General features: G+C 73.3%; 13 protein-coding genes and 1 pseudogene. 5 read left to right on the top strand and 9 right to left on the bottom strand.

Features of this window, described 5'->3' with window-relative positions:
- Nucleotides 1-45 precede the first annotated feature (45 nt).
- Both OHB09_RS21905 and OHB09_RS21900 read left to right on the top strand, forming a co-directional pair.
- Complete coding sequence (locus OHB09_RS21905; RefSeq protein WP_328922407.1) at nucleotides 46-1,314, top strand: TOMM precursor leader peptide-binding protein; 1,269 nt, start codon at nucleotides 46-48, stop codon at nucleotides 1,312-1,314.
- Entirely contained in the window at nucleotides 1,307-2,926 is a 1,620-nt protein-coding gene (locus OHB09_RS21900) for an ABC1 kinase family protein (RefSeq protein ID WP_328922406.1), read from the top strand. Before OHB09_RS21905 ends, OHB09_RS21900 begins: the two co-directional genes overlap by 8 nt.
- Nucleotides 2,927-3,053: 127 nt before the next feature.
- On the opposite strand, the gene OHB09_RS21895 is transcribed toward OHB09_RS21900, so the two are convergent.
- The 4 genes and pseudogenes from OHB09_RS21895 to OHB09_RS21880 all read right to left on the bottom strand — a co-directional run bounded on the left by OHB09_RS21895 (nucleotide 3,054) and on the right by OHB09_RS21880 (nucleotide 6,688).
- On the bottom strand, nucleotides 3,054-3,377 hold the full coding sequence (locus tag OHB09_RS21895) for a hypothetical protein (protein WP_328922405.1): 324 nt from the start codon (nucleotides 3,375-3,377) through the stop codon (nucleotides 3,054-3,056).
- Nucleotides 3,374-3,742: a WhiB family transcriptional regulator gene (locus OHB09_RS21890; protein ID WP_093592030.1), complete on the bottom strand. Its 369-nt coding sequence runs from the start codon at nucleotides 3,740-3,742 to the stop codon at nucleotides 3,374-3,376. Before OHB09_RS21890 ends, OHB09_RS21895 begins: the two co-directional genes overlap by 4 nt.
- Nucleotides 3,743-3,914: 172 nt before the next feature.
- A complete protein-coding gene (locus OHB09_RS21885) occupies nucleotides 3,915-4,235 on the bottom strand; it encodes a hypothetical protein (protein ID WP_006142265.1) in 321 nt (106 codons plus the stop codon).
- 166 nt (nucleotides 4,236-4,401) lie between these two features.
- Nucleotides 4,402-6,688: pseudogene (locus OHB09_RS21880) on the bottom strand (ATP-dependent DNA helicase UvrD2).
- Nucleotides 6,689-6,830: 142 nt separating this feature from the next.
- On the opposite strand from OHB09_RS21880, the gene OHB09_RS21875 reads away from it, so the two are divergent.
- Complete coding sequence (locus tag OHB09_RS21875; protein WP_006142262.1) at nucleotides 6,831-7,085, top strand: mycoredoxin; 255 nt, start codon at nucleotides 6,831-6,833, stop codon at nucleotides 7,083-7,085.
- A 78-nt stretch (nucleotides 7,086-7,163) separates the two neighbouring features.
- Here OHB09_RS21875 and nudC read toward each other — a convergent pair whose 3' ends face one another.
- The 5 genes from nudC to OHB09_RS21850 all read right to left on the bottom strand — a co-directional run bounded on the left by nudC (nucleotide 7,164) and on the right by OHB09_RS21850 (nucleotide 17,804).
- Nucleotides 7,164-8,111, bottom strand: a complete 948-nt coding sequence (gene nudC / locus OHB09_RS21870) for an NAD(+) diphosphatase (RefSeq protein ID WP_006142261.1) — start codon at nucleotides 8,109-8,111, stop codon at nucleotides 7,164-7,166.
- A gap of 163 nt (nucleotides 8,112-8,274) precedes the next feature.
- Nucleotides 8,275-9,678, bottom strand: coding sequence for a dipeptidase (locus OHB09_RS21865; RefSeq protein ID WP_234527637.1), 1,404 nt, complete (start codon nucleotides 9,676-9,678; stop codon nucleotides 8,275-8,277).
- 10 nt (nucleotides 9,679-9,688) lie between these two features.
- On the bottom strand, nucleotides 9,689-13,426 hold the full coding sequence (locus OHB09_RS21860; RefSeq protein WP_319118720.1) for an ATP-dependent DNA helicase: 3,738 nt from the start codon (nucleotides 13,424-13,426) through the stop codon (nucleotides 9,689-9,691).
- Nucleotides 13,427-13,679: 253 nt separating this feature from the next.
- Nucleotides 13,680-17,129, bottom strand: a complete 3,450-nt coding sequence (locus tag OHB09_RS21855) for an ATP-dependent helicase (RefSeq protein WP_191852215.1) — start codon at nucleotides 17,127-17,129, stop codon at nucleotides 13,680-13,682.
- A 258-nt stretch (nucleotides 17,130-17,387) separates the two neighbouring features.
- Nucleotides 17,388-17,804 carry an MGMT family protein gene (locus tag OHB09_RS21850; RefSeq protein WP_328922404.1) on the bottom strand — a complete coding sequence of 139 codons (417 nt, stop codon included), beginning with the start codon at nucleotides 17,802-17,804 and terminating at the stop codon, nucleotides 17,388-17,390.
- Between the two features lie 186 nt (nucleotides 17,805-17,990).
- Here OHB09_RS21850 and OHB09_RS21845 point away from each other — a divergent pair, with 186 nt between their 5' ends.
- The gene (locus OHB09_RS21845) at nucleotides 17,991-20,804 is read left to right on the top strand and encodes a lysylphosphatidylglycerol synthase transmembrane domain-containing protein (protein ID WP_328922403.1); all 2,814 of its coding nucleotides are present in this window, start codon (nucleotides 17,991-17,993) and stop codon (nucleotides 20,802-20,804) included.
- 157 nt (nucleotides 20,805-20,961) lie between these two features.
- Nucleotides 20,962-22,497 carry an alpha/beta hydrolase gene (locus tag OHB09_RS21840; RefSeq protein WP_328922402.1) on the top strand — a complete coding sequence of 512 codons (1,536 nt, stop codon included), beginning with the start codon at nucleotides 20,962-20,964 and terminating at the stop codon, nucleotides 22,495-22,497.
- Nucleotides 22,498-22,664: the final 167 nt, after the last annotated feature.

Raw genomic sequence — 22,664 nt, 5'->3', positions numbered from 1 at the left:
GCTCGTCGACGGATCGGTGCGAGGACACGGCTACGGGGGAATGTGATGCATCCGATGGTGAAGCCCGCGCTGCGGCGCGGCTGGCGGGATCTGAACACCGTGCAGTTCGGGATGGCGCCCGCACACGCCATGGTGGTGGGACCGGTGGACACCGCGACGGGCAGTCTGCTCGGCCTGCTCGACGGGACCCGGGGGCTGCCCCTGCTGCGGGACGAGGGTCGCCGGATGGGCCTGCCGGACGGCCACGTGGACACGCTGGTGGAGCGGCTGTCCGCCTCGGGCCTGCTGGACGACGCGAAGGGCGGTGGCCCGGAGGCCGCGGATCTCCGGGAGAGAAAGGAGGTCCTCGACCGGCTCCGTCCCGACCTCGCCTCCCTGTCGCTCCTCGCCCGCGAGCCGGGCGCCGCACTCGACCGGCTCGCCGCCCGCCGTTCCCTGCGGGTGCGGGTCAGGGGTGCCGGGCGGGTCGGCGTCGTCCTCGCCTCGCTGCTCGCCGGGGCGGGGGTGGGCGAGGTCGACGTGCGGGACATCGGCCGGGTCGAGCCGTGGGACGTGGCACCGGGCGGGTTCCCGGCGGAGTCGGTCGGCGAACGCCGCGACGAGGCGGCCCGCAGGGCGGTGCGCCGGGCAGCGCCCGATCGGCCCCCGGGCCGCCGGGCGGCCGGGTCACCGGGCGAGGGCTGCGCCGATCCCGGTCTGGATCTGGTGGTGCTCGCCCCGCGCGACGGTCTCGCCGTCCACGCCCCCGATCCGGCCGCCGTCGAGCCGCTGCTCGCCTCCGGAACACCCCATCTGTACGCGGGGGTCGTCGAGGGCACGGGGGTGGTCGGGCCGCTCGTGGTCCCCGGGGAGACCGCCTGCGCGGACTGCCTGGACCGGCACCGCCGCGACCGGGACGAGACCTGGCCGCGCCTGGTGGCCCAGTGGCGCTCGGGACGCCCCCGCCCGGGACAGGCCTGTGACCTGGCGCTGGCCTCCGCCGTCGCATCGCTCGCCGCCGGGCACGCGCTCACCTTCCTCGACGGCGGGACCCCGGCGAGCGCCGGCGCCCGCTGGGAGGCCGCCGTGCCCCGGTTCGACTGGCACGCGCGCCCGGTGTGGGCCCATCCCGGCTGCCCGTGCGGCGCGGCGCGGAAGGACGGCAGCGGTGACGGGGCCGAGGGCCGCGCGGAAGAGGTGGAGAAAGGTAACAGGGCACGGGACGCGGAGGACGGCGGGTCACGCGCGACAATGGCCGTGCGGCAGCCGTCGGCGGAGGTGTCCCGCAAGGCCCCGGCGACACGGCTGTCCAGGACTTGGAGGGCGCATGTCTGATCTTCCCCGCAAGGCGGTCACCCGGACCGCCAAGCTCGCGGCGCTCCCGCTCGGCTTCGCCGGACGGGCGACCTGGGGACTCGGCAAACGGATCGTCGGCGAGTCGGCGGAGCTCGTGGGCCGTGAGCTCCAGCAGCGCACCGCGGACCAGCTGTTCAAGGTCCTCGGCGAGCTCAAGGGCGGTGCCATGAAGTTCGGGCAGGCCCTGTCCGTCTTCGAGTCGGCGCTGCCCGAGGAGGTCGCCGGGCCCTACCGAGCCGCGCTCACGAAGCTCCAGGAGGCGGCTCCTCCGATGCCGACCCGGACCGTCCACGCCGTACTGGCGGAACGGCTGGGCGAGGACTGGCAGGAGCTTTTCCAGGAGTTCGAGGACAAGCCCTCGGCCGCCGCGTCCATCGGCCAGGTGCACCGGGCGGTGTGGCACGACGGCCGCGAGGTGGCGGTCAAGGTCCAGTACCCGGGCGCGGGCGACGCGCTGCTCTCCGACCTCAACCAGCTCAGCCGGTTCGCCCGGCTGCTCGGTCCGCTCGTCCCCGGCATGGACATCAAGCCGCTGATCACCGAGCTGCGCGACCGGGTCTCGGAGGAACTGGACTACGGCCTGGAGGCGGAGGCCCAGCAGGCTCACGCGGAGGAGTTCGCGGAGGACCCGGACGTGGTCGTCCCGGCGGTGGTCCATCAGTGCGAGCAGGTCCTGGTGACCGAATGGATGGACGGGACGCCCCTGTCGGAGATCATCTCCGCGGGCACCAAGGAGCAGCGCGACCGGGCCGGCCAGTTGCTGGCCCGCTTCCTCTTCTCCGGACCGGCCCGCACCGGCCTGCTCCACGCCGACCCGCACCCCGGCAACTTCCGGCTGCTGCCCGGCGGTCCTCAGGGCGAGGACGACTGGAGGCTCGGCGTCCTGGACTTCGGTACCGTCGACCGGCTCCCCGGCGGGCTGCCCGCGCCGATCGGCCGCTCGCTGCGGATGACGCTCGAAGGCGATGCCGAATTCGTCTACACGCATCTGCGCGAGGAGGGATTCGTCAAGGAGTCCATCGACCTGGAGCCGGACGCGGTCCTGGACTACCTCCTGCCGATCATCGAACCCGCCAGGGTCGAGGAGTTCACCTTCACGCGGGGCTGGATCCGCAGCCAGGCGGCCCGCATCGCCGATGTCCGCTCTCCCGCCTACCAGCTCGGCAAGAAGCTCAATCTGCCCCCGTCGTACCTGCTGATCCACCGGGTCACCCTCAGCACGATCGGCGTGCTGTGCCAATTGGGCGCGACGGTGCGGCTGCGGGAGGAACTGGAGCAGTGGCTTCCGGGTTTCGTCGAGGAGGAGGACGACTTCTTCGAGGCGGCGGAGACGGACGAGCCCGTCGAGCTCGTCGAGCCCGAGGACACGGACGCCGCAGACCTCGCTCTTACGGAGGAGGTCGGGGAAGCCGGGGAGGCCGAGGAGGCCGAGGAGGCCGAGGAGGCCGAGGAGGTGCGGCTTCCCGGGCAGCAGAAGGCCGAGGCGGAATCCGGCAGGGAGCCCGGGGACGAGCCGGCGCACGGGACCGGCCAGGGGCTCGGGGACGGGCGCGGTGACGGCTCCGGGAAGCGGTCCGCCTCGCAGGCCTGAGCCCCGGCGCAGTCGCGGCGCGGTCCCGGCAACCGGCGCGGCGCGCTCCCGGCCCCGGGACGCGACCGGGGGCCGGTCCTGGTGGACCGGCCCCCGGGTGAGGTTCATCGTCGATGACCGCGGTGGGTCACTGCATGACGGCCATGGCCAGCGCGCGGCGGGCGCGCAGCGACGCGCGCTCGGCCCGGCGCTGCATCCGGCGGGCGACCGCCAGGCGCACGGCCTGGCGTTCCCGCTCGGCCTCTCGCAGTCGGTCGTGCATATGCGCACGAGCCAGGGCTTCTGGGATGAGTTGCATCTCTCGGGTCCTGTTCTGGCGCGAGTCGCTCGCACCGGTGGTGGTGACGTCTTCGATCGCGGAGCCGGACGGCTCGTTCGTGGACGGCTTCATCGGGGCCTGCTTCGTGGGGTCGAGCGTGAGGGGACGGTTGATCGTGCCGGGGGTGTTCATGCCGTGACCGGGTTCTTGCGCGGGCGGCCACGCGGCCGCTTCCGGGCGACGACGACGCCCTGGACGAACAGTTCGCCACCCCAGACGCCCCAGGGCTCGCGCCGCTCCTTGGCGCCGGCGAGGCAGGCGTCGACCAGCGGGCAGGTGCGGCAGAGCGACTTCGCGTACTCGACGTCCGCCGGCGACTCGGCGAAGAAGACCTCCGGGTCGTACGAGCGGCACGGGACGGCGACACCGAGGTTCTCGATGGCGTCGTCGAGCGCGGTGAGCGTGGTGAGCGGGGTCAAGGTGGAGTCCTCCGGAAGGACGGGCTTGGGGATCGTGTCGGAAGGCGGTACGGACGGGACGTGCGCTTCGAGTTGCACGGTTCGTCTTCCTCGTCTGGTCGGTCCGGCCCTGTGGGGCCGGGAGTCGGCTGGTACCGGGGCTGTTCTTGTTCCGAGGTCCTTCGTCCGTCGGTCCCGGTGCGGGACAAACAGAAGGGCCGCGGATCCCGGTTGGGTTCCGCGGCCCTGAAGGCGCCTGCCTGATCGGCGATCAGGCTGGATCACTCCAGGGTTCAGGCCCGCGGAAGGCCCACATCAGGTGGTGCTGCTTCGTCTGCTTCCGGAATCCGGCACCGGCCGCCGCAAAGGCATGGGCCTGCGCCTGTGCCTCTACCGCTTCCAGTGCCTTGGTCGGTCGCTCATCGCGCTCACGGACGGGCAGGCCCGAGAGAGACAGGAGGGACGCCGGACGGTCGACACGGATGCCGGACACACCGGTGCCCAGGTAGGAGACGCCCTGCGGGCACACGGAGGCGGCCGAGCGATCGGTCACTTTGGCGGTGCTGACGAAGCTGCTGTTGATGCTGATCACTGAAATCGCCTCCCTTCGGCGTCTCGGGGACCGGTGGTGAGCCGATCCGTCTGGATGTGCAAGTAGACCACGGGATCAGGGCCTTCGAGAAGGCCGCCGTCCCCGTGGCTTAGAACCTATGGGGATTCCCGGGGCATGCGCAAACTATTTTTGCGACGAGTTCCACTCAACCTTTCGCCTCCTCGCCCGCGGCCTCCTGGCCTGCGCAGATGGCCAGGACCTCGGCTCCGTACCGTCTGTACTTGCGCATGCCGACACCGGGAATCCGTGCCAGCTCCTCCGGCTCCTCGGGCACCGTCTCGGCGATGGCCATGAGCGTCCGGTCGGTGAAGACGCAGAAGGCGGGCTGTCCGCTGCGCCCGGCCTGGACGGCCCGCCACTCCCGCAGCCGCTCGTACAGTCCCTCGTCCATGTCGGAGGGACAGTCCTCGCAGCGCATCAGTTTCATCTCGCCGGCGTCCGTCAGGGTGCGTCCGCAGACCTTGCAGCGGGCCACCGTCCGCTGGGTGCGGCGGGCGGTGGGCACGGCACCCGCACCCGTCGCACCGCCTCGCCCGCCGGCCGAGCCGTAGCCGCGCTCGACGCCTCCGGAGCCACCCGGTCCGCCGCTTCTGCCCCCCGTCGCGGTCGAGCCGGGGCGCAGACCGTCGAGGAAGCGGCTGGGGCGGCGGCTAGGGCGTCCGCCGGGCGAGCGGGAGAGCGCCCAGGAGACGAAGAGACGTTCCCTCGCCCGGGTGACTCCGACGTAGAGGAGCCGGCGCTCCTCCTCGATCTGCTCGTCCGTCCTGGCGTAGCTGATCGGCATCATGCCCTCGGCGACACCGACCAGGAAGACGACGTCCCACTCCAGTCCCTTGGCGGAGTGCAGGGAGGCGAGGGTGACGCCCTGCACCGTGGGTGCGTGCTGGGCGCCCGCGCGTTCGTCCAGTTCCGTGATCAGGTCGCCGAGGGTGACGTCCGCCCTGACGGTGGCGAAGTCCTGGGCGAGGTGGACCAGGGCGGCCAGCGACTCCCAGCGTTCCCTGACCGCGCCGGAGCCGGCCGGCGGTTCACCGGTCCAGCCCTCGCCGGAGAGGACGGCCCGTACCTGGGAGGGCAGGTCGACCACGTCGTCGAGCCGGGAGTCGTTGCCGCCGAAGCGGGCGGCCGCACGCAGGGCGTGGATCGCCCTGCGCACCTCGGGGCGGTCGAAGAAACGCTCGGCGCCGCGGAGCTGGTAGGGAATGCCCGCGTCGGCCAGTGCCTGCTCGTAGGTCTCGGACTGGGAGTTGGTGCGGAACAGGATCGCGATCTCCGCCGCGGGAACCCCGGAGTCCAGCAGTGCGCGGATGTGGCGGGCGGCGCCCTCGGCCTCGGAGGGTTCGTCGGCGTAGTCCGCGTAGGTCGGCTCGGGGCCCGCGGGGCGTTGCGAGACGAGTTCCAGGCGGTGGTCGGCGGCGCGGCCGCGGGCCTGGGAGAGCAGTCCGTTGGCGAGGTGGACCACCTGGGGGGTGGAGCGGTAGTCGCGGACGAGTTTCACGACCGTCGCCCCGGGGTGGCGGACCCGGAAGTCGAGCAGGTGGTCGGGGGTGGCGCCGGTGAAGGAGTAGATGGTCTGGCTGGCGTCGCCGACGACGCACAGGTCCTCGCGGTCGCCGAGCCACAGTTCCAGCAGGCGCTGCTGGAGGGGGCTGACGTCCTGGTACTCGTCGACCACGAAGTGCTGGTACTGGGCGCGGACCTGTTCGGCGACGTCGCGCCGGTCCTGGAGGATGCCGACGGTGAGCAGCAGCACGTCCTCGAAGTCGATGACGGCGCGGTCGCGCTTGATCTCCTCGTAGGCCTCGTAGAGCTTGGCGATCTCGGCGGGGTCGCGGGGGGTGTCGCGGGCGGCCTTGGCGGCCGCCGCCGCGTAGTCGCCGGGAACGGTCTGGGTGACCTTGGACCACTCGATCTCGCCGGTGACGTCCCGCAGCTCGTTGCGGTCGAGGCGGATGCGGGAGGCGGCGGCCGCGTCGGCGACGAGCTGCACCTTGCGGTCGACGAGACGGGGCAGGGAGCCGCCGACCGCCTTCGGCCAGAAGTACTGGAGCTGGCGCAGCGCGGCGGAGTGGAAGGTGCGGGCCTGCACTCCGGCGGCGCCGAGTTGCCGCAATCGGCCGCGCATCTCGCCCGCGGCGCGGTTGGTGAAGGTGACGGCGAGCACGCTGGAGGGCTGGAGGATGCCCGCGCGCACCCCGTAGGCGATGCGGTGGGTGATCGCCCGGGTCTTGCCCGTGCCGGCTCCCGCCAGTACGCACACCGGCCCGTGCAGGGCCGTGGCGACGGCGCGCTGCTCGGGGTCGAGCCCGTCGAGCACGGCGTCCGCGGAGTCCGGTACCCGTGGGAAGAGGGTGGAATGCGTTGCTGCTGTCACCCCGCCATGCTGCCAGGTCGGTGGGGACGGATGCGGCGGGTTGTCCACAGGGAGGCATACGTAGTCGTACTAATACGATCCACTGTCGTGTCCACGGCGAGAAGGGCGGCCCGGCCGGGAATGACACGTCCTTCACATGCGTTCAACACGGCAGCGATGACGCATCCCGCTCATTGACGAGAGAAGGAGCACGGACCGACATGTCGGGCACTGTGACGATGTACAGCACCACGTGGTGCGGCTACTGCCGTCGGCTGAAGAGTCAGATGGACCGTGAGGGCATCTCGTACAACGAGATCAACATCGAGCAGGACCCGCAGTCGGCGGCGTTCGTGGAGAAGGTGAACGAGGGCAACCAGACGGTCCCGACCGTTCTCGTCGTCTCCCCGTCCGGTTCCGAGACGGTGATGACCAACCCGTCCCTGGCCCAGGTCAAGCAGGCCATGGCCGCCTGAGGTCCGACCCGTTCCGTGCGAAGGCCCCCGCAGCAGCCGCGGGGGCCTTCGCACGTCGCCGCCGTCGGACGTGCCGTCTCAGACCGCCCTGGTGGGGAGCGGCTTGCCGTACCACAGTTCGATCAGGCGGGCCGCGATGGAGATGCCGTAGGGCGGAAGGACCTCGCCGGACTCGAAACCGGCCCGCAGGTCCTCGCGGGAGAACCAGCGCGCCTCGTGGATCTCGTCGCCGTCGACGTCGATGTCGGTGTCGGTGGCCTGGGCCATGAAGCCGAGCATGAGGCTGGAGGGGAAGGGCCAGGGCTGGCTGGCGACGTACTGGACGTCGCCGACGGTGATGCCCGCCTCCTCGAAGACCTCCCGGCGCACGGACTGCTCGATGGACTCCCCCGGCTCGACGAAGCCGGCGAGCGTGGAGAAGCGGCCCTCGGGCCAGTGCACCTGGCGGCCGAGCAGGATGCGGTCCTGGTCGTCGGTGACCGCCATGATCACGGCGGGGTCGGTGCGCGGGTAGTGCTCGGCGCCGCAGGCCGGGCAACGGCGGATGTGGCCGGCCGCCGCGATCACGGTGCGTTCGCCGCAGCGGGAGCAGTAGCGGTGCAGGCGCTGCCAGTTCTCCAGGGCGACCGCGTGCACCATGAGGCCCGCGTCCCGCGGGGACAGCAGCAGTCCGGCCTCGCGGAGCCCGGCGGGGCGTGCGGACTGGTCGATGCGGCCCGGCAGGGTGTCCTTCTGGAGGGCGAAGTAGCTCACTCCGTCGTCGTCCGTGCCGAGGAAGTAGCGGTGGGCCTCGGTGAGCGGGGCCTCGAAGGACGGGGTCATGACCAGTTCGGTCCGGCCGTCCTCCGTCTCGTCGATGAGTACCTGGCCGCCGGAGACCACGAAGCAGCGCGTCGAGGGGTGGCTCCAGGCCGCCGCGAGCCATGCCTCGTCGAGACGGTGATGGGCGGCCCGGTCGACGCCGCTCGGGGCGGTGAGCGAGACGGGCCTGTCGCGGTCGGCGGTGTGGTCGGTCCAGGTGGTCACAGGTGCTTCCAACTCCCCCAGGGGTGCGGTGGATCGGTGGGCGGTTCAGCGGGACGGACGGCGGGAGGCGACCGGGTCCGGCGGGATCTGGGCGTCCGGGGCGGCCTCCCCAGTGTGCCGCGCCCGGAGCAGGGCGCGGCGGCCGGTCCGTCCTGCGGGACGGTCACCGCTCATGGCGCCAGCTCTCCCCGAGGTCGCTCCACAGGTGTGCGCCGGCCTCCGCGCCTTTGAGGAGCAGGTCCAGTTCGACCTTCTCGTTCGGCGCGTGCCAGCCGTCGGACGGCACCGAGATGCCGAGGAACAGCACCGGGGCGCCGAGCACCTCCTGGAGGTCGGCGGCGGGCCCCGAGCCGCCTTCCCGGGTGTAGCGGATCGGCTGTTCGAAGGCCCGGCCCATCGCACGTACGAGCGAGCGCAGCGCCGGGTGGTCCAGCGGGGTCAGGCACGGGCGGGTGGCGGGGCCGAAAGTGATCTCGGACCGGATGCCGGCGGGCACCTGCTCGGCGGCCCAGGCGCGGACCACCTTCTCGATGTGGTCGGGCTCCTGCCCGTCGACGAGCCGGAAGGACAGTTTGACCCGGGCCGAGGCCGGCACGACGGTCTTGCTGCCGGGGCCCTGGTAGCCCCCGCCGATGCCGTTGACCTCGGCGGTGGGGCGGGCCCAGACGCGCTCCAGGGTGGTGTAGCCGGCTTCGCCGTGGGTGGCCGTGGATCTGGCGGTGCGCAACCACCGCTCCTCGTCGAAGGGCAGTTCGGCGAAGAGGGCCCGTTCGCGATCGGCGAGATCGCTCACGCCGTCGTAGAAGCCGGGGACCGCCACCCGGGCGTCCTCGTCGTGCAGCGCGGCGACCAGCCGGGCGAGGGCGGTCGCCGGATTGGGCACCGCGCCGCCGAAGGAGCCGGAGTGGATGTCCTGCTCCGGGCCGTGCAGGACGATCTCGCACTCGGCGAGCCCGCGCATGCCCGTGCACACCGTGGGGGTGTCCTCGGACCACATGCCGGTGTCGGAGACGATCACGGCGTCGGCGGCGAGCCGGTGCGCGTTCGCCTCGAGGAGGGCGCGGAAGTGCGGGGAGCCGGACTCCTCCTCGCCCTCGATCAGCAGCTTCAGGTGGACGGCGGGGGCGGTGCGCCCGGTGGCGGCGAGGTGTGCGCGCACGCCGAGTGTGTGGAAGAACACCTGCCCCTTGTCGTCGGCTGCCCCGCGCCCGTACAGCCGGCCCTCGCGGATCTCCGGTGCGAAGGGCTCGCTCTCCCAGCCGTCCTCGCGGGCGGCGGGCTGCACGTCGTGGTGGCCGTAGACCAGCACGGTGGGCGCCAGCGGGTCCTCGCTGGGCCACTCGGCGAAGACCGCCGGGGCGCCCGCGGTGGGCCACACCTCGGCGGTCGGGAAGCCGGTCCCGGCCAGCCGGGCGGCGAGCCACTCGGCGCTGCGCCGCACGTCCGGAGCGTGCTCGGGCTGCGCGGACACCGACGGGATGCGCAGCCACTCCACGAGGTCGTCGAGGAAGGCGGCACGATGGCGGTCGATGTACGTGCGGACGGCGCTGTCCGGGGTGGTGCTCATACCCACGAGCCTAACGGCCTGCGCCGACATCCCCTCCCGGCGGTTCGTCGGTGGGCGGCCGGACACCGTCGGTGAGCGTTTCGGGTACGCCGGTGATCGTTTCGGTGCCGTCCTCGTACCGCCTCCCGTCCCGGATCGCCGTCCGGGGCTCCCCGGCGGCCGGCACGCCGCTCTCCCCGGCGCCCAGCAGCCGCTCCAGTTCGGCCCGCCCCGGCAGGTCCGGCGGCCGTACGACCTCGCCCCGGCGCACGTACACGAACGCCGCCGTGACCCGCTCCAGGGGCACACCCCGCTGCTCGGCCCAGGCCAGCCGGTACACGGCGAGCTGCAGCGGGTCGGCGGTGGGCGCCCGGTTGGTCTTCCAGTCGACGATCTCGTACCGCGCCGTCCCGCCCTCGCCCTCGCGGTAGACCGCGTCGATGCGGCCCCGTACGACGCGTCCGGCGATGCCGATCTGGAAGGGCGCCTCCACCCGGTACGGGGTGCGGTGGGCGTAGGGCGTGCGGGCGAAGGCCTCCTTGAGTGCCTCCAGATCGCGCTCGTCGGCGATCTCGGCCTCGGTGCCCGGCAGCTCGTCGGGTTCCAGCATCGGCAGCCGCAGCGCCTCGAACCTGCTTTCGACCCAGGCGTGGAACCGGGTGCCCCGTCGGGCCGCGGGCTGCGGAGGCCGGGGCATCGGGCGGGCAAGCTCCTGTGCCAGCCCGTCCGGGTCCTCGGCCAGCCTCATGAGCTGCGAGGCGGTCAGCGAGGCCGGGAGGACGACCTCGGTGACGCCCGCGCGGGCCCGCAGCAGCTCTCCGGTGAGCGCGTCGAGGTCGCGGTCCCAGGAAGCCAGCGTGCGGGCCTCCTCGGGGGTGAGCGGTGTGCCGCCGGGCACGTCCGCGGTGCGCGAGTGCGGGATCCGTTCCGGGCCGGACTGCGTCCCGGGGGGTGGTGCCTGGTGGGGCACGACGGGGCGGTCCGCCGGGCGGCCGACGGACCGGGAGCCGGTCCCGCCCCCCGGCTCCTCCTCCTCGTGGTCGGCGTACACGTACCCGTCCTCGTCCCCCTCCTCGGGCGGACCGGGGAAGGGCTCCTCCTCGGGCAGGCCGTCGAGGGGGTCGTCGTCCGGCGGCCCGTACGGGGGCTCCTCGTCCGGGTCGTACGGCGGCTCCTCGTCCGGCGGGGGCCAGTCCGGGTCCTCGTGCGTGAACGGGTCGTGCGCCGCCCGCGGTGCGGCGGTCTCCGCGGCGGACGCGGACGCGAGGGAGGCCGTGTGCTCCAGGTGTGCCAGGACGGTCTCGGCGGCGGCACGGCGGCGGGCCAGCGCGGCCTCGTCCAGCGGCAGCGGCCAGGCACGGTCGGCGGAGGCCGCGAGCAGGGCCGGGTTCTCCTCGCCCTCGGCCGGCGGCTCCGCCCAGGCCTCGATCTCGCCGTGCCCGGCCGCGCAGTGCGCGTACAGGGCCACGAGGAAGTCGGAGGGGCCGCGGGGTTTCTTCTGCGACGGGCCCCACCAGTGGCCGGAGCCGAGCAGCAGCGAACGCGGGCGGGTGAACGTGACGTACCCGAGGCGCAGCTCCTCGGTGAGCTGGTGCTCCTTCATCGCCTCGTGGAAGCCGCGCAGTCCCCGGGAGTCCCAGGACTCCACCTCGGGGAGCGTGGCCGCGTCGCCGCGCAGCGGGTGCGGCAGCACCTTGCCCTGGGCGGTCCACTTCTCGCGGCCCTGGGTGCTCGGGAAGGTGCCGGTGACCAGTCCGGGAACGGCGACGACGTCCCATTCCAGACCCTTGGACTTGTGCGCGGTGAGCACCTTGACGGTGTTCTCGCCACCGGGCAGCGCGTTGTCCAGGCCTTTCTCGTACTGCGCGGCGGTGCGCAGGAAACCGAGGAAGGCGAGCAGGCTCGTCTCGGGTTCGTTGGCCGCGAAGGAGGCGGCGACGTCCAGGAAGTTGGCGAGGGTCTCCCGGCGGCGGGCGGCCAGGGCGTGGGGGGAGGCGGACAGCTCGACCTCCAGGCCGGTGACGGCGAGCACGCGGTGCAGCACGTCCATCAGCGGGTCGGCCAGCGAGCGGCGCAGGTCGCGCAGTTCGGCGGCGAGCCGGGCGAACCGGACGCGCGCGTCGGAGGAGAACGGCAGTCCGTCGTCCTCGTGCCCGGCTTCCATGGGCAGTTCGAGGAAGGTGTCGAGGGCGTCCGCGAGCGAGACGACCTCCGTCGGGTCGACGCCCTCGACGGCGGCGGCGAGCCGCACATCGGGGTCGTCCTCGTCCACGCGGGTGTGGGACACGAGCAGGCGGGCGCGGCGTCCGAGCAGCGCCAGGTCGCGGGGGCCGATGCGCCAGCGGGGGCCGGTGAGCAGACGGACCAGGGAGGCGTTGGCGCCGGGGTCCTGGAGCACCTCGCAGACGGCGACGAGGTCCGCCACCTCGGGCAGGTGGAGCAGCCCGGACAGGCCGACGACCTCCACGGGCACGTCCCGGGCGACGAGGGCGCCCTGGATCTCGGCGAAGTCGCCCGCCGTGCGGCACAGGACCGCGATCTCGCCGGGCTCCTTGCCGGTGCGCACCAGGTGGGCGATCGACTCGGCGATCCAGCCGATCTCCTCGGCATGGGTGCGCAGCAGGGCGCAGCGCACCTGCCCCTCGCGTTCGGCGCCCGGGGCCGGGCGCAGCGCCTCCACGCCCGCGTGCATCGCGCGGAGGGGCGCGGCGAGACCGTTGGCGAGGTCCAGGAGTCGGCCGCCGCTGCGCCGGTTCTCGCTGAGGGCCTGGCGGGCGGCGGGGCGGCCGTCGGCGTGCGGGAAGTGTGCGGGGAAGTCGTCCAGGTTGGCGACGGAGGCGCCGCGCCAGCCGTAGATCGCCTGGCAGGGGTCGCCGACGGCGGTGACGGGGTGCCCGCTGCCGCCCCCGAAGAGCCCGGAGAGCAGGACCCGCTGCGCGACCGAGGTGTCCTGGTACTCGTCGAGCAGCACCACACGGAACTCCTCGCGCAAGATCCTCCCGACCTCGGGCAGGCCCGAGAGGGCGGCCGAGAGGGCGATCTGGTCGCCGAAGTCGAGCAGGTCCCGCTCGCGCTTCGCGGCGCGGTAGCGCTCCACCAGCCCGGCCAGGGAGCGGCGGGCGGCGGCCGCCTCGGGGACCTTGCGCAGGTCGGCGTTGCCGAGCCGGACGCCCGCCAGGGTGTCGAGGAGCTCGGCGTCGAACGCCTGCACCTCTGTGGGGCGCACCAGGTGCTCGGCGAGTTCGGAGTCCAGTGCCAGCAGGTCGCTGACGAGGTCGGGGAAGGACCGGGTGAGCGCGGGGTAGGGGCCGGGGGCCTCGCGCAGCACGCGGGCGGCGAGCTGGTAGCGGGTGGCGTCGGCGAGGAGCCGCGAGGTGGGCTCCAGGCCGATGCGCAGCCCGTGGTCGGTCAGCAGGCGGCCGGCGAAGGCGTGGTAGGTGGAGATCAGCGGTTCGCCGGGCGGGTTGTCGGGGTCGATCGCGTCGGGGTCCGTGACGCCGGCCCTGACCAGGGCCTTGCGGACGCGCTCGGCGAGTTCGCCCGCGGCCTTGTTGGTGAACGTCAGCCCGAGCACCTGTTCGGGCGCGACCTGGCCGGTGCCGACCAGCCACACCACGCGCGCGGCCATCACCGTCGTCTTGCCCGAACCGGCTCCGGCGACGATCACCTGCGGGGCGGGCGGCGCGATGATGCAGGCCGTCTGCTCCGGGGTGAACGGGATGCCGAGGAGCTCCTTGAGCTGCTCGGGGTCGGTGATACGGGCGGGCATGGGGAGAGGCTAACGGCGGCCACTGACAGCGCGGGCCCCGGTCGACCCCCCGACCGGAAGAAGCCCAGGTCAAGGCGGGTGGTGCCGTACGTCACGCCGTGACGGAGGCCGGGTGCGGAGGGGCGGAGGCCGGGTGCGGAGGGACGGAGGGACGGGTGCGGAGGGGCGGAGGCCGGGTGCGGAGGGACGGAGGGACGGGTACGGAGGGACGGAGGGACGGAGGCCGGGCACGGAGGGGCGGGCCACTCGCCGCTCACTCCACCACGTGCCGTCCCTCCGGGCGGGCGCTGCACGCCGCCCGGAACGCGCAGTGGGCGCAGTGCTGCCCCGCCGTCGGCGAGAACCGTTCGTCGAGGACCTTCCCGGCGGCGGTGGCGAGGAGTTCGCCGACCCACTGCCCCTCCAGGGGTTCCTGGGCCTGCACCTTGGGCAGTTCCTCGCCACCGTCCCTCCTGGCGGCGCCCTGCCTCAGATGGACGAGTTCGGCGCCGCCGGGCTCGGGCCGGGTGCCGTCGAACACCTCGTCGACCGCCCCCTCGCGAACGGCGAGCTGGTAGACGGCGAGCTGGGGGTGGCGGGCGACCTCGGCGGCGCTGGGCGCCTGCTTGCCGGTCTTGAAGTCGACGACGTAGGCGCGGCCCTCGCCGTCTGTCTCGACGCGGTCCATGCTGCCGCGGATGCGCACCTCGTAGTCACCGGCCCCCAGGGTGACGTCGAAGTCCTGCTCGCTGGCCACCGGCGTCCGGCCGGCCCGCTGCCCGCCCGAGTCGACGTGCCACTTCAGGAAGCGTTCGAGCGCCGCGCGCGCGTGGGCCTTCTCCTGGGCGGACTTCCAGGGGGCGTCGAAGGCGAGCGCGTTCCACACCGAGTCCAGCCGCTCCATGAGCACCTCCAGATCGGCGGGGGTGCGGCCGGAGGCGACCTCGTCGGCGAGGACGTGCACCACGTTGCCGAAGCCCTGGGCGGCGGTGGCGGGCGCGTCGGCCTTCACCTCGCGGCCCAGGAACCACTGCAGGGCGCAGGTGCGGGCGAGCTGGTCGAGTGCGCTGCCGGAGAGCGCGACGGGCTTGTCGCGGTCGCGCAGCGGCACCTTGCTCTCGGTCGGCTCGAACATGCCCCACCAGCGGTAGGGGTGCGCGGAGGGGACCAGGGGGCGCCCGTCCTCGTCGGCGAGCGCCGCCAGCCGGGCGAGGCGCCGGGCGGCGGCCTCCCGCAGTGCCGGGGATGCCTCGGGGTCGACGGTGGTGGCCCGCAGTTCGGCGACGAGCGCGGAGACCGACAGCGGGCGGCGGGGGCGGCCGGTGACGTCCTTGGGCTCGACACCCAGTTCGGTGAGAAAGCGGGAGGGTTGGTCACCGTCGTCCGCGGGCGCCTTCACGGCCGTGACGACCAGGCGCTCCTTCGCACGGGTGGCCGCCACGTAGAACAGCCGGCGTTCCTCCGCGAGGAGCGCTCCCTGGCTGAGCGGTTCGGCGAGTCCGTCGCGGCCGATGCGGTCGGCCTCCAGCAGGGAGCCGCGACGGCGCAGGTCGGGCCACAACCCCTCCTGGACGCCCGCGAGGACCACCAGGTGCCATTCCAGGCCCTTCGAGCGGTGCGCGGTCATCAGGCGGACGGCGTCGGCACGCACGGCCCTGCGGGTGAGGGTGTCCGCGGCGATGTCCTGGGCCTCGATCTCCTCCAGGAAGTTCAGGGCGCCGCGTCCGCCGACGCGCTCCTCGGCGCGCGCGGCGGTCGCGAACAGGGCGCAGACGGCGTCCAGGTCGCGGTCGGCATTGCGGCCGGCGGCGCCCCCGCGCCGGGAGGACCGCTCCAGCCGGGCCGGCCAGGGGGTGCCGTTCCACAGCTCCCAGAGGGCCTCCTCGGCGGTTCCGCCGTCGGCCAGGCACTCCCTGGTCCGCCTCAGCAGCGCGCCCAGTCGCTGCGCGCCCCGCGCGTACGACGGATCGTGCGCCACCAGGCGCTCCGGCTCGGCCAGCGCCCGCGCGAGCAGTGCGTCGGACGGCGGCGGCACGGGGCTGCCGGCGGCGCGCTCCTCCTCGCGCAGCGCACGGCCGAGGCGGCGCAGGTCGGCGGCGTCCATGCCGGCCAGCGGGGAGGCGAGCAGCGCGAGCGCCGTCTCGATGTCGAGCCAGCAGTCCGCCGTGCCGGTGTTCGCGTCGTCCTTCGTGTCGCCCCCGTCGTGCGCGTCGTCTCCGCCCTGTTCGTCCTGCTCGTCCCGCTCGTCGTGCTCGTCGTGCTCGTTCCGCTCGTCGTGCTCCTCGGCCGCGTCCTCCGCGTCCGGCCCCTCGGCGGCACCGCCCTCCGTCACCTCCGCGCGGGCGACCGCTCTGAGGGCCGTCAGCAGGGGGGCCACGGCGGGTTCGTGGCGCAGGGGGAGGTCGTCGCCGTCGACGTCCAGGGGGACCCCGGCGGCGGTGAGGGCGCGGCGGACGCCCGGGACGCCGCGGGCGCCGGCGCGCACCAGGACGGCCATCTCGCCCCACGGAACGCCGTCCTCCAGGTGGGCGCGGCGCAGGATGTCGGCGATGTTGTCCAGCTCCGTGCCGGGCGTCGGGTAGGTGCGCACCTCCACTCGGCCGCCCTCGCGTGCCGCCGTCAGCTCCCGGTGGGCCCGCACCTTCTCGGCCGGGAGCCGGGTCAGCGGCATCCGCCGGGTGAGCAGGCGGGTGGCGGCGAGCAGGGCGGCGCCGGAGCGGCGGGATGCCGTCAGGACGCGGACCGGGGCCGGGCGGCCGTCCGCGCGAGCGAAGGCGTCGGGGAACTCCAGGATGCCGCCGACGTCGGCGCCCCGGAAGGCGTAGATCGACTGGTCCGGGTCGCCGAAGGCCACCAGGGTGCGGCCGCCGCCGGCGAGCGCGTGCAGCAGCCGTACCTGGGCCGGGTCGGTGTCCTGGTACTCGTCCACGTAGACGGCGTCGTACTGGGCGGCGAGCCGCGCGGCGACCTCGGGGCGGCGGGCGAGGAGCACCGCGCGGTGGACGAGTTCCGCGTAGTCGACGACGCCCTGGAGGTCGAGGACGTCCAGGTACTCGGCGAGGAAGGCGGAGGCGGCCAGCCAGTCGGGGCGGCCGATGCGACGGGCGAACGCCTCCAGGGCGGCGGGGTCCAGGCCGAGCTCGCGGCTGCGGGCCAGGACCGCGCGCACCTCGTCGGCGAAGCCACGGGTCGTCAGACAGGCGCGCAGGTCCTCGGGCCAGCGCACATGGGCGAGGCCCAGGCGCTCCAGCTCCGGCTGGCCGGCCAGCAGCCCGCGCACGGTCACGTCCTGTTCGGGGCCGGACAGCAACCGCAGCGGTTCCACGAACAGGCCGCTGTCCTGGTGGGCGCGGACCAGGGCGTAGCCGAAGCTGTGGAAGGTGGTGGCCCGCGGCGCCCGCTCCGCACCGATCCGCAGCGCCATGCGGTCGCGCAGCTCGACGGCCGCCCTGCGGCTGAACGTCAGCACCAGAATGCGTTCCGGGTCGGTGCCGCGGGCGATGCGTGCGGCCACGGACTCGACCAGCGTGGTCGTCTTGCCGGTGCCGGGGCCCGCGAGGACGAGGAGGGGCCCCGTGCGGTGGTCAACCACCGCACGCTGAGCGGCGTCAAGACGAGGGGGGGCCGGGCGGGGCGGCGGGGTACGCACCAGTCGGTAAGCGCCACGGTTCCCCTGCCGCACCGGGGGGTGCGGCAGGCGCCTGGTGGAGGAAGAGGAGCTCACGTGGTTCGCCGGTCCTGGTGCTGGTACGGGTGGGGCGGGGTGCCGCGCGGGGCGGGCGGGGGCCGTGGGGCGAGGGCGACGCGTGCCGTCGACGCTACGCCGGTGACACCGCCGGAAGGACGCCGTCCGGATGTTCCCGGCCGTCTCCGCGGGCACACGGATCGCATGCGTTCCTCACCGCACGAACGTACGTCATGTCCCACACGTGCCCTCTGTCCCCCGTACGGGGCAAGCGGGGCACCCGACGCCCGCCGGGGGTCATCTAGCCCGCCCCGGAGCCGGCTCGGCGCCGTCCCAGCGCGCCCGCGCCATGTCGAGGCGGGGCATGTGCCCCTCCGCGGACCGGCTCGCCCCCTTCAGGGGTGTGCCCTCCTCCCGGTAGTGGCCGAGGGCTCTCAGCTCGTGCCCCGGCAGCAGCACGCCGTCGGCGCGCACCACCCGCCACCACGGGACCGCGCTCCCGTACAGGGCCATCGCCCGGCCCACCTGCCGGGGCCCACCCTCCTCGAGCCACTCGGCGACGTCCCCGTAGGTCATCACGCGCCCCGGCGGGATCAGCTCGGCCACCTCGAGGACCCGTTCCACGTATTCCGGGTACTCCGGGTACTCCGGGTACTCCGGCACCGTGTCCCCGTGCTCCGGCACCGTGTCCGCCGGACGGCTCTCCTCGCTCATCCGCCCCATCCTGCACGACGCCACCGACAATGGGAGGCGTGGGCGGCCGGGATCGTCCCTCGCCCCGGAAGGGAGCGTCGGGCAGACTGTGCGGTCCCGCTTGTGCACCCTGATGACCCCGTATGTCGGACGGGCATGCCACCATCGTGCGGGCGGTGACAGGTGATACGAGACCAAGAAGAGACGATGAGACAGCAGGGTGTGCATTCCGAGAGCGCGGAGGGCACCTCTGAGGCGTCGTCGCGCCCGAACACCGCCGGACCGGACAAGGACGGGGACGCCGCGGAGGCGTCCGGGACCGGCCAGGAACCGGCCGAGGAGATCTTCAACGACGAGGTGGAGGGCGACGAACCGCTCCTGCCCGCGCGCGTGCACCGGCCCTCGGACCTCGTGCGGCTGGGGGTGGGCCTCCTCGCGGTCGTCGTGCTGCTGATGGTCGCGGCCTTCGCCCACGGCACCACCTCGGGGCTCGAACAGGACATCAACAAGGGCACCGGGCAGGCCCCCGATCTGCTGATCAAGCTCGCCGGACTGGCGTCGAGCATCGCCATCCTGCTGGTCCCGGTCGCCTTCGCGATCGAGCGGCTGATCAAACGCGACGGGCTGCGTATCGCCGACGGCGTCCTGGCCGCCGTCCTCGCGCACGGAGTGACACTCGCCACCGACCTGTGGGTCGCCCAGGCCGCTCCCCATTCCGTCCAGGAGGCGCTCACCCAGCCCTCCCCCGGCGACACGCACGCCCTGACCGACCCGGTGCACGGCTATCTGGCCCCGGTCATCGCCTACATGACGGCCGTCGGCATGTCCCGCAGACCCCGCTGGCGGGCCGTGCTGTGGGTGGTGCTGATGCTGGACGCGTTCTCGATGCTCGTCACGGGCTACACCACCCCTTTCTCGATCATCCTGACCGTGCTGATCGGCTGGAGCATCGCCTACGGCACCCTCTACGCCGTCGGCTCCCCGAACGTACGTCCTACCGGCCGGACGCTGATGGCGGGACTGCGCACGGTCGGCTTCCGCCCGCTGACGGCGGCCCGCGAGGAGTTCCCGGACAGTGCCGAGAACAGCGACCGCGGCAGGCGCTACTTCGTCACCCTGGAGGACGGCCCGCCGCTGGACGTGACGGTCGTCGACCGGGAACAGCAGGCGCAGGGCTTCTTCTACCGGGCCTGGCGACGACTGACGCTGCGCGGCATCACCACCCGGAGCAGTCTGCAGTCACTGCGCCAGGCGCTGGAGCAGGAGGCCCTGCTGGCCTATGCGGCGATCGCGGCCGGAGCCAACGCGCCCAAGCTGATCGCCACCTCCGAGCTGGGCCCCGACGCCGTGATGCTGGTCTACGAGCACACCGGCGGCCGCACCCTGGACTCGCTGGACGACGCCCACATCACCGACGAACTGATGCACGACACCTGGCAGCAGGTGCGGTCACTGCAGTCGCGCCGCATCGCGCACCGCAGGCTGGCCGGGGACGCCGTCCTGGTCGACCGTGCGGGCACGGTCATCCTGACCGACCTGCGCGGCGGGGAGATCGCCGCCGGCGACCTGGTGCTGCGCATGGACATCGCCCAGTTGCTGACCACGTTCGGACTGCGGGTGGGCGCGGAGCGCGCGGTCGCCTCGGCCGTGGAGGTCCTCGGGCCTGACGCGGTCGCCGACTGCCTGCCGATGCTCCAGCCGATCGCGCTGACACGGGTCACGCGCGCGACGCTGCGCAGGCTCGGCCGGGAGCGTGCGGAACGCGAGCGCGAGGCGGTCCTCGAGGCGTACCGGCAGTCCAGGCCCGGCCGGGAGGAGGCGCCCGAGCCGCAGCCGGCGGGCGAGCCGGAGGAGCGGTCGGGGAGCACCGCCGTGGCGCTGGACAAGAGCGACCGGTCCGGGAGCACCGCCGTGGCGCTGGACAAGGGCGACCGGTCCGGCAAGAAGACGGTGCGGGCGGAGCAGCGGGCGCAGAAACGGGCGATCGACGAGGCGCTGGAGGATGCCCGTGAGGAGGATCTGCTCAGCCAGATCCGCCACCAGGTGCTGCTGATCCGCCCGCAGGCCCCGGTGGAGCCGGTCCGTCTCGAACGGGTGCGGCCCCGTACGCTCATCAGCTTCATCGCGGGCGCCATCGGCGCGTACTTCCTGCTCACCCAGCTCACCCACATCGAGTTCGACACTCTGTTCGAGAACGCGCAGTGGGGCTGGGTCGCCGCGGCGGTGGGCTTCTCGGCGCTCAGCTATGTTGCCGCGGCCATGAGCCTGCTGGGCTTCGTGCCGGAGCGGGTGCCGTTCCCACGGACCGTGGCCGCGCAGGTGGCGGGCTCGTTCGTCAAGATCGTCGCACCGGCCGCGGTCGGCGGGGTGGCCCTGAACACGCGGTTCCTGCAGCGTGCGGGGGTGCGGCCGGGCCTGGCGGTGGCCAGTGTGGGCGCCTCCCAGTTGTTCGGGCTGGGCTGCCACATCCTGATGCTGCTGTCGTTCGGCTATCTGACCGGCACCGAGAAGACGCCCTCGCTCTCGCCCTCCCGGACCGTGATCGCGGGCCTGCTGACGGTCGCGGTGCTGGTGCTGGTGGTCACCTCGGTGCCGTTCCTGCGGAAATTCGTGGTGACCCGGGTGCGCTCGCTGTTCGCGGGCGTCGTGCCGCGCATGCTCGACGTGCTCCAGCGGCCGCAGAAGCTGATGACGGGCATCGGCGGCATGCTGCTGCTGACCGCCTGCTTCGTGATGTGCCTGGACGCCTCGATCCGCGCCTTCGGCGACGGGTCGACCTCGCTGAGCATCGCCAGCGTCGCGGTCGTCTTCCTCGCCGGCAACGCGCTGGGGTCCGCGGCGCCGACCCCGGGCGGGGTGGGCGCGGTGGAGGCGACCCTGACGGTCGGCCTGATCGCCGTCGGGCTGCCGAAGGAGGTCGCGGCCCCCGCCGTGCTGCTCTACCGACTGCTGACGCTGTGGCTGCCGGTGCTGCCGGGCTGGCTCTTCTTCAACCACCTCACGCGCCGCGAAGCGCTGTAGAAAGGCCGCGGTCGTCCCGGTTCCTGCCGCCTCCCCTCATCGAAATCGCAGGTCAGAGGGTTATCCACAGGCGCGGGCAGGGTCGGCGTGGTCCGCCTACTATGGCCTGACCGCGGTCCGTACAACCGATGCGGACGGCTTGTGAGGGGGAAGGCACATGGCGCGTCACGCACGGTGGGCGGCTCTGGGGGCTGCCGCCGCCCTGCTGGTGGGAGGCTGCAGCGCCGATACGTCGGGCGGCCGGGAGGACCCCGGTGACACCCGGTCGGACGGCTCCTCGACCTCGAAACTGCCGACCTCGCTGACCGGGCAGAAACCCGACTGGGGCCGGTGCGAGGGCACCGCCGACTCCCCCGCGCCGGGCAAGGAATGGCAGTGCGCGACGATCAAGGCGCCCCTGGACTACGCGAAACCGGACGGCGAAACGGTGAAGCTCGCGCTGATCCGCTCGCAGGCCACCGGCGGCAAGGGCGAGCGCCTCGGCTCGCTGCTGTTCAACTTCGGCGGGCCCGGCGGATCCGGGGTGTCCACGATGCCCTGGTACGCGAGCAAAGCCGACCGCCTGCACGAGCGCTACGACCTGGTGAGCTGGGACCCGCGCGGCACGGGCGCCAGCGAGGGCGTGCGCTGCCGGGACGACAAGGAGCTCCGGGCGGCCGAGAAGCTCGACGCCACCCCGGACGACGCGGCCGAGGAGAAGGCGTACTTCGAGGACGCGGCCGACTTCGGCAAGGACTGCGAGAAGGCCGCCGGTTCGCTGCTGTCCCACGTGTCCACGACCGACACCGCGCGCGACATGGACCTGCTGCGCGAGGTGCTCGGCGACGACGCGATGCACTACTTCGGCATCTCCTACGGCACCGAACTGGGCGGGGTGTACGCCCACCTCTTCCCCAAGAGGGTGGGGCGCGTGGTGCTCGACGCCGTCGTGGACCCGACCGCGGACACCTTCGGACACGCGCTCAACCAGGCCCAGGGCTTCCAGCGGGCGCTGAACAACTATCTGAAGTCCACCGGCCAGGATCCGAAGGGGGGCACGGAGAAGATCACCGACCTGCTGGACCGACTCGACGCGAAGCCGCTCCCGACCTCGTCCGGCCGCGATCTGACCGAGACGCTCGCGCTCACCGGCATCATCCTCCCGCTGTACAGCAAGGAGAGCTGGCCCGGCCTCACCACCGCCCTGGAGTCCGCGGAGGAGGGCGACGGCTCCGCCTTGCTGGCCCTCGCCGACAACTACAACGAGCGGGACTCCTCGGGGCACTACGGCACGTCGAGCCACGCACAACGGGCCATATCGTGTCTGGACGCCAAGCAGCGGCCGACGCTCGCCGAGGCGAAGAAGCGACTCGCCCGGTTCGAGGAGATCTCCCCCGCGTTCGGCGACTACCTGGGCTGGGACACGGCCGGCTGGTGTCACGACTGGCCGGTGGCCGGGCAGTTCGACACTCCGGAGGTCAGCGCGCCGGGAGCCGATCCGGTGCTGCTGGTGGGCAACACCGGGGACCCGGCCACGCCCTACGAGGGTGCCCGGCGGATGGCCGACGAACTGGGCAAGGGTGTCGGGGTGCTGCTCACCTGGAAGGGCGAGGGCCACGGGGCGTACGGCAGTGGCAGCACTTGCGTGGACACGACGGTGGACTCCTACCTGCTGAACGGCACGGTGCCGAAGGACGGCAAGGTCTGTTCATGAGGACGGAGGGGGCGCCGCACACCACTGGTGTCCGGCACCCCCGCCGCCCGAAGGGTCACGCGGCCCGCGAGGGCTGCGGCAGGAGGTGGTGGCGCGGTCTAGGGCGTGTTTCGAAAGTAGCGCCGTTCGCCCGGAGGGCGGGTCCGGCGGCGTCTGGTGCGTGCGAT

This window comes from Streptomyces griseoaurantiacus, from assembly GCF_036189845.1.
Classification (GTDB): Bacteria; Actinomycetota; Actinomycetes; order Streptomycetales; family Streptomycetaceae; genus Streptomyces; species Streptomyces griseoaurantiacus.
The sequence above is the reverse complement of the archived record's forward strand: the minus strand, read 5'-3'. Positions and strand labels throughout refer to the sequence as shown.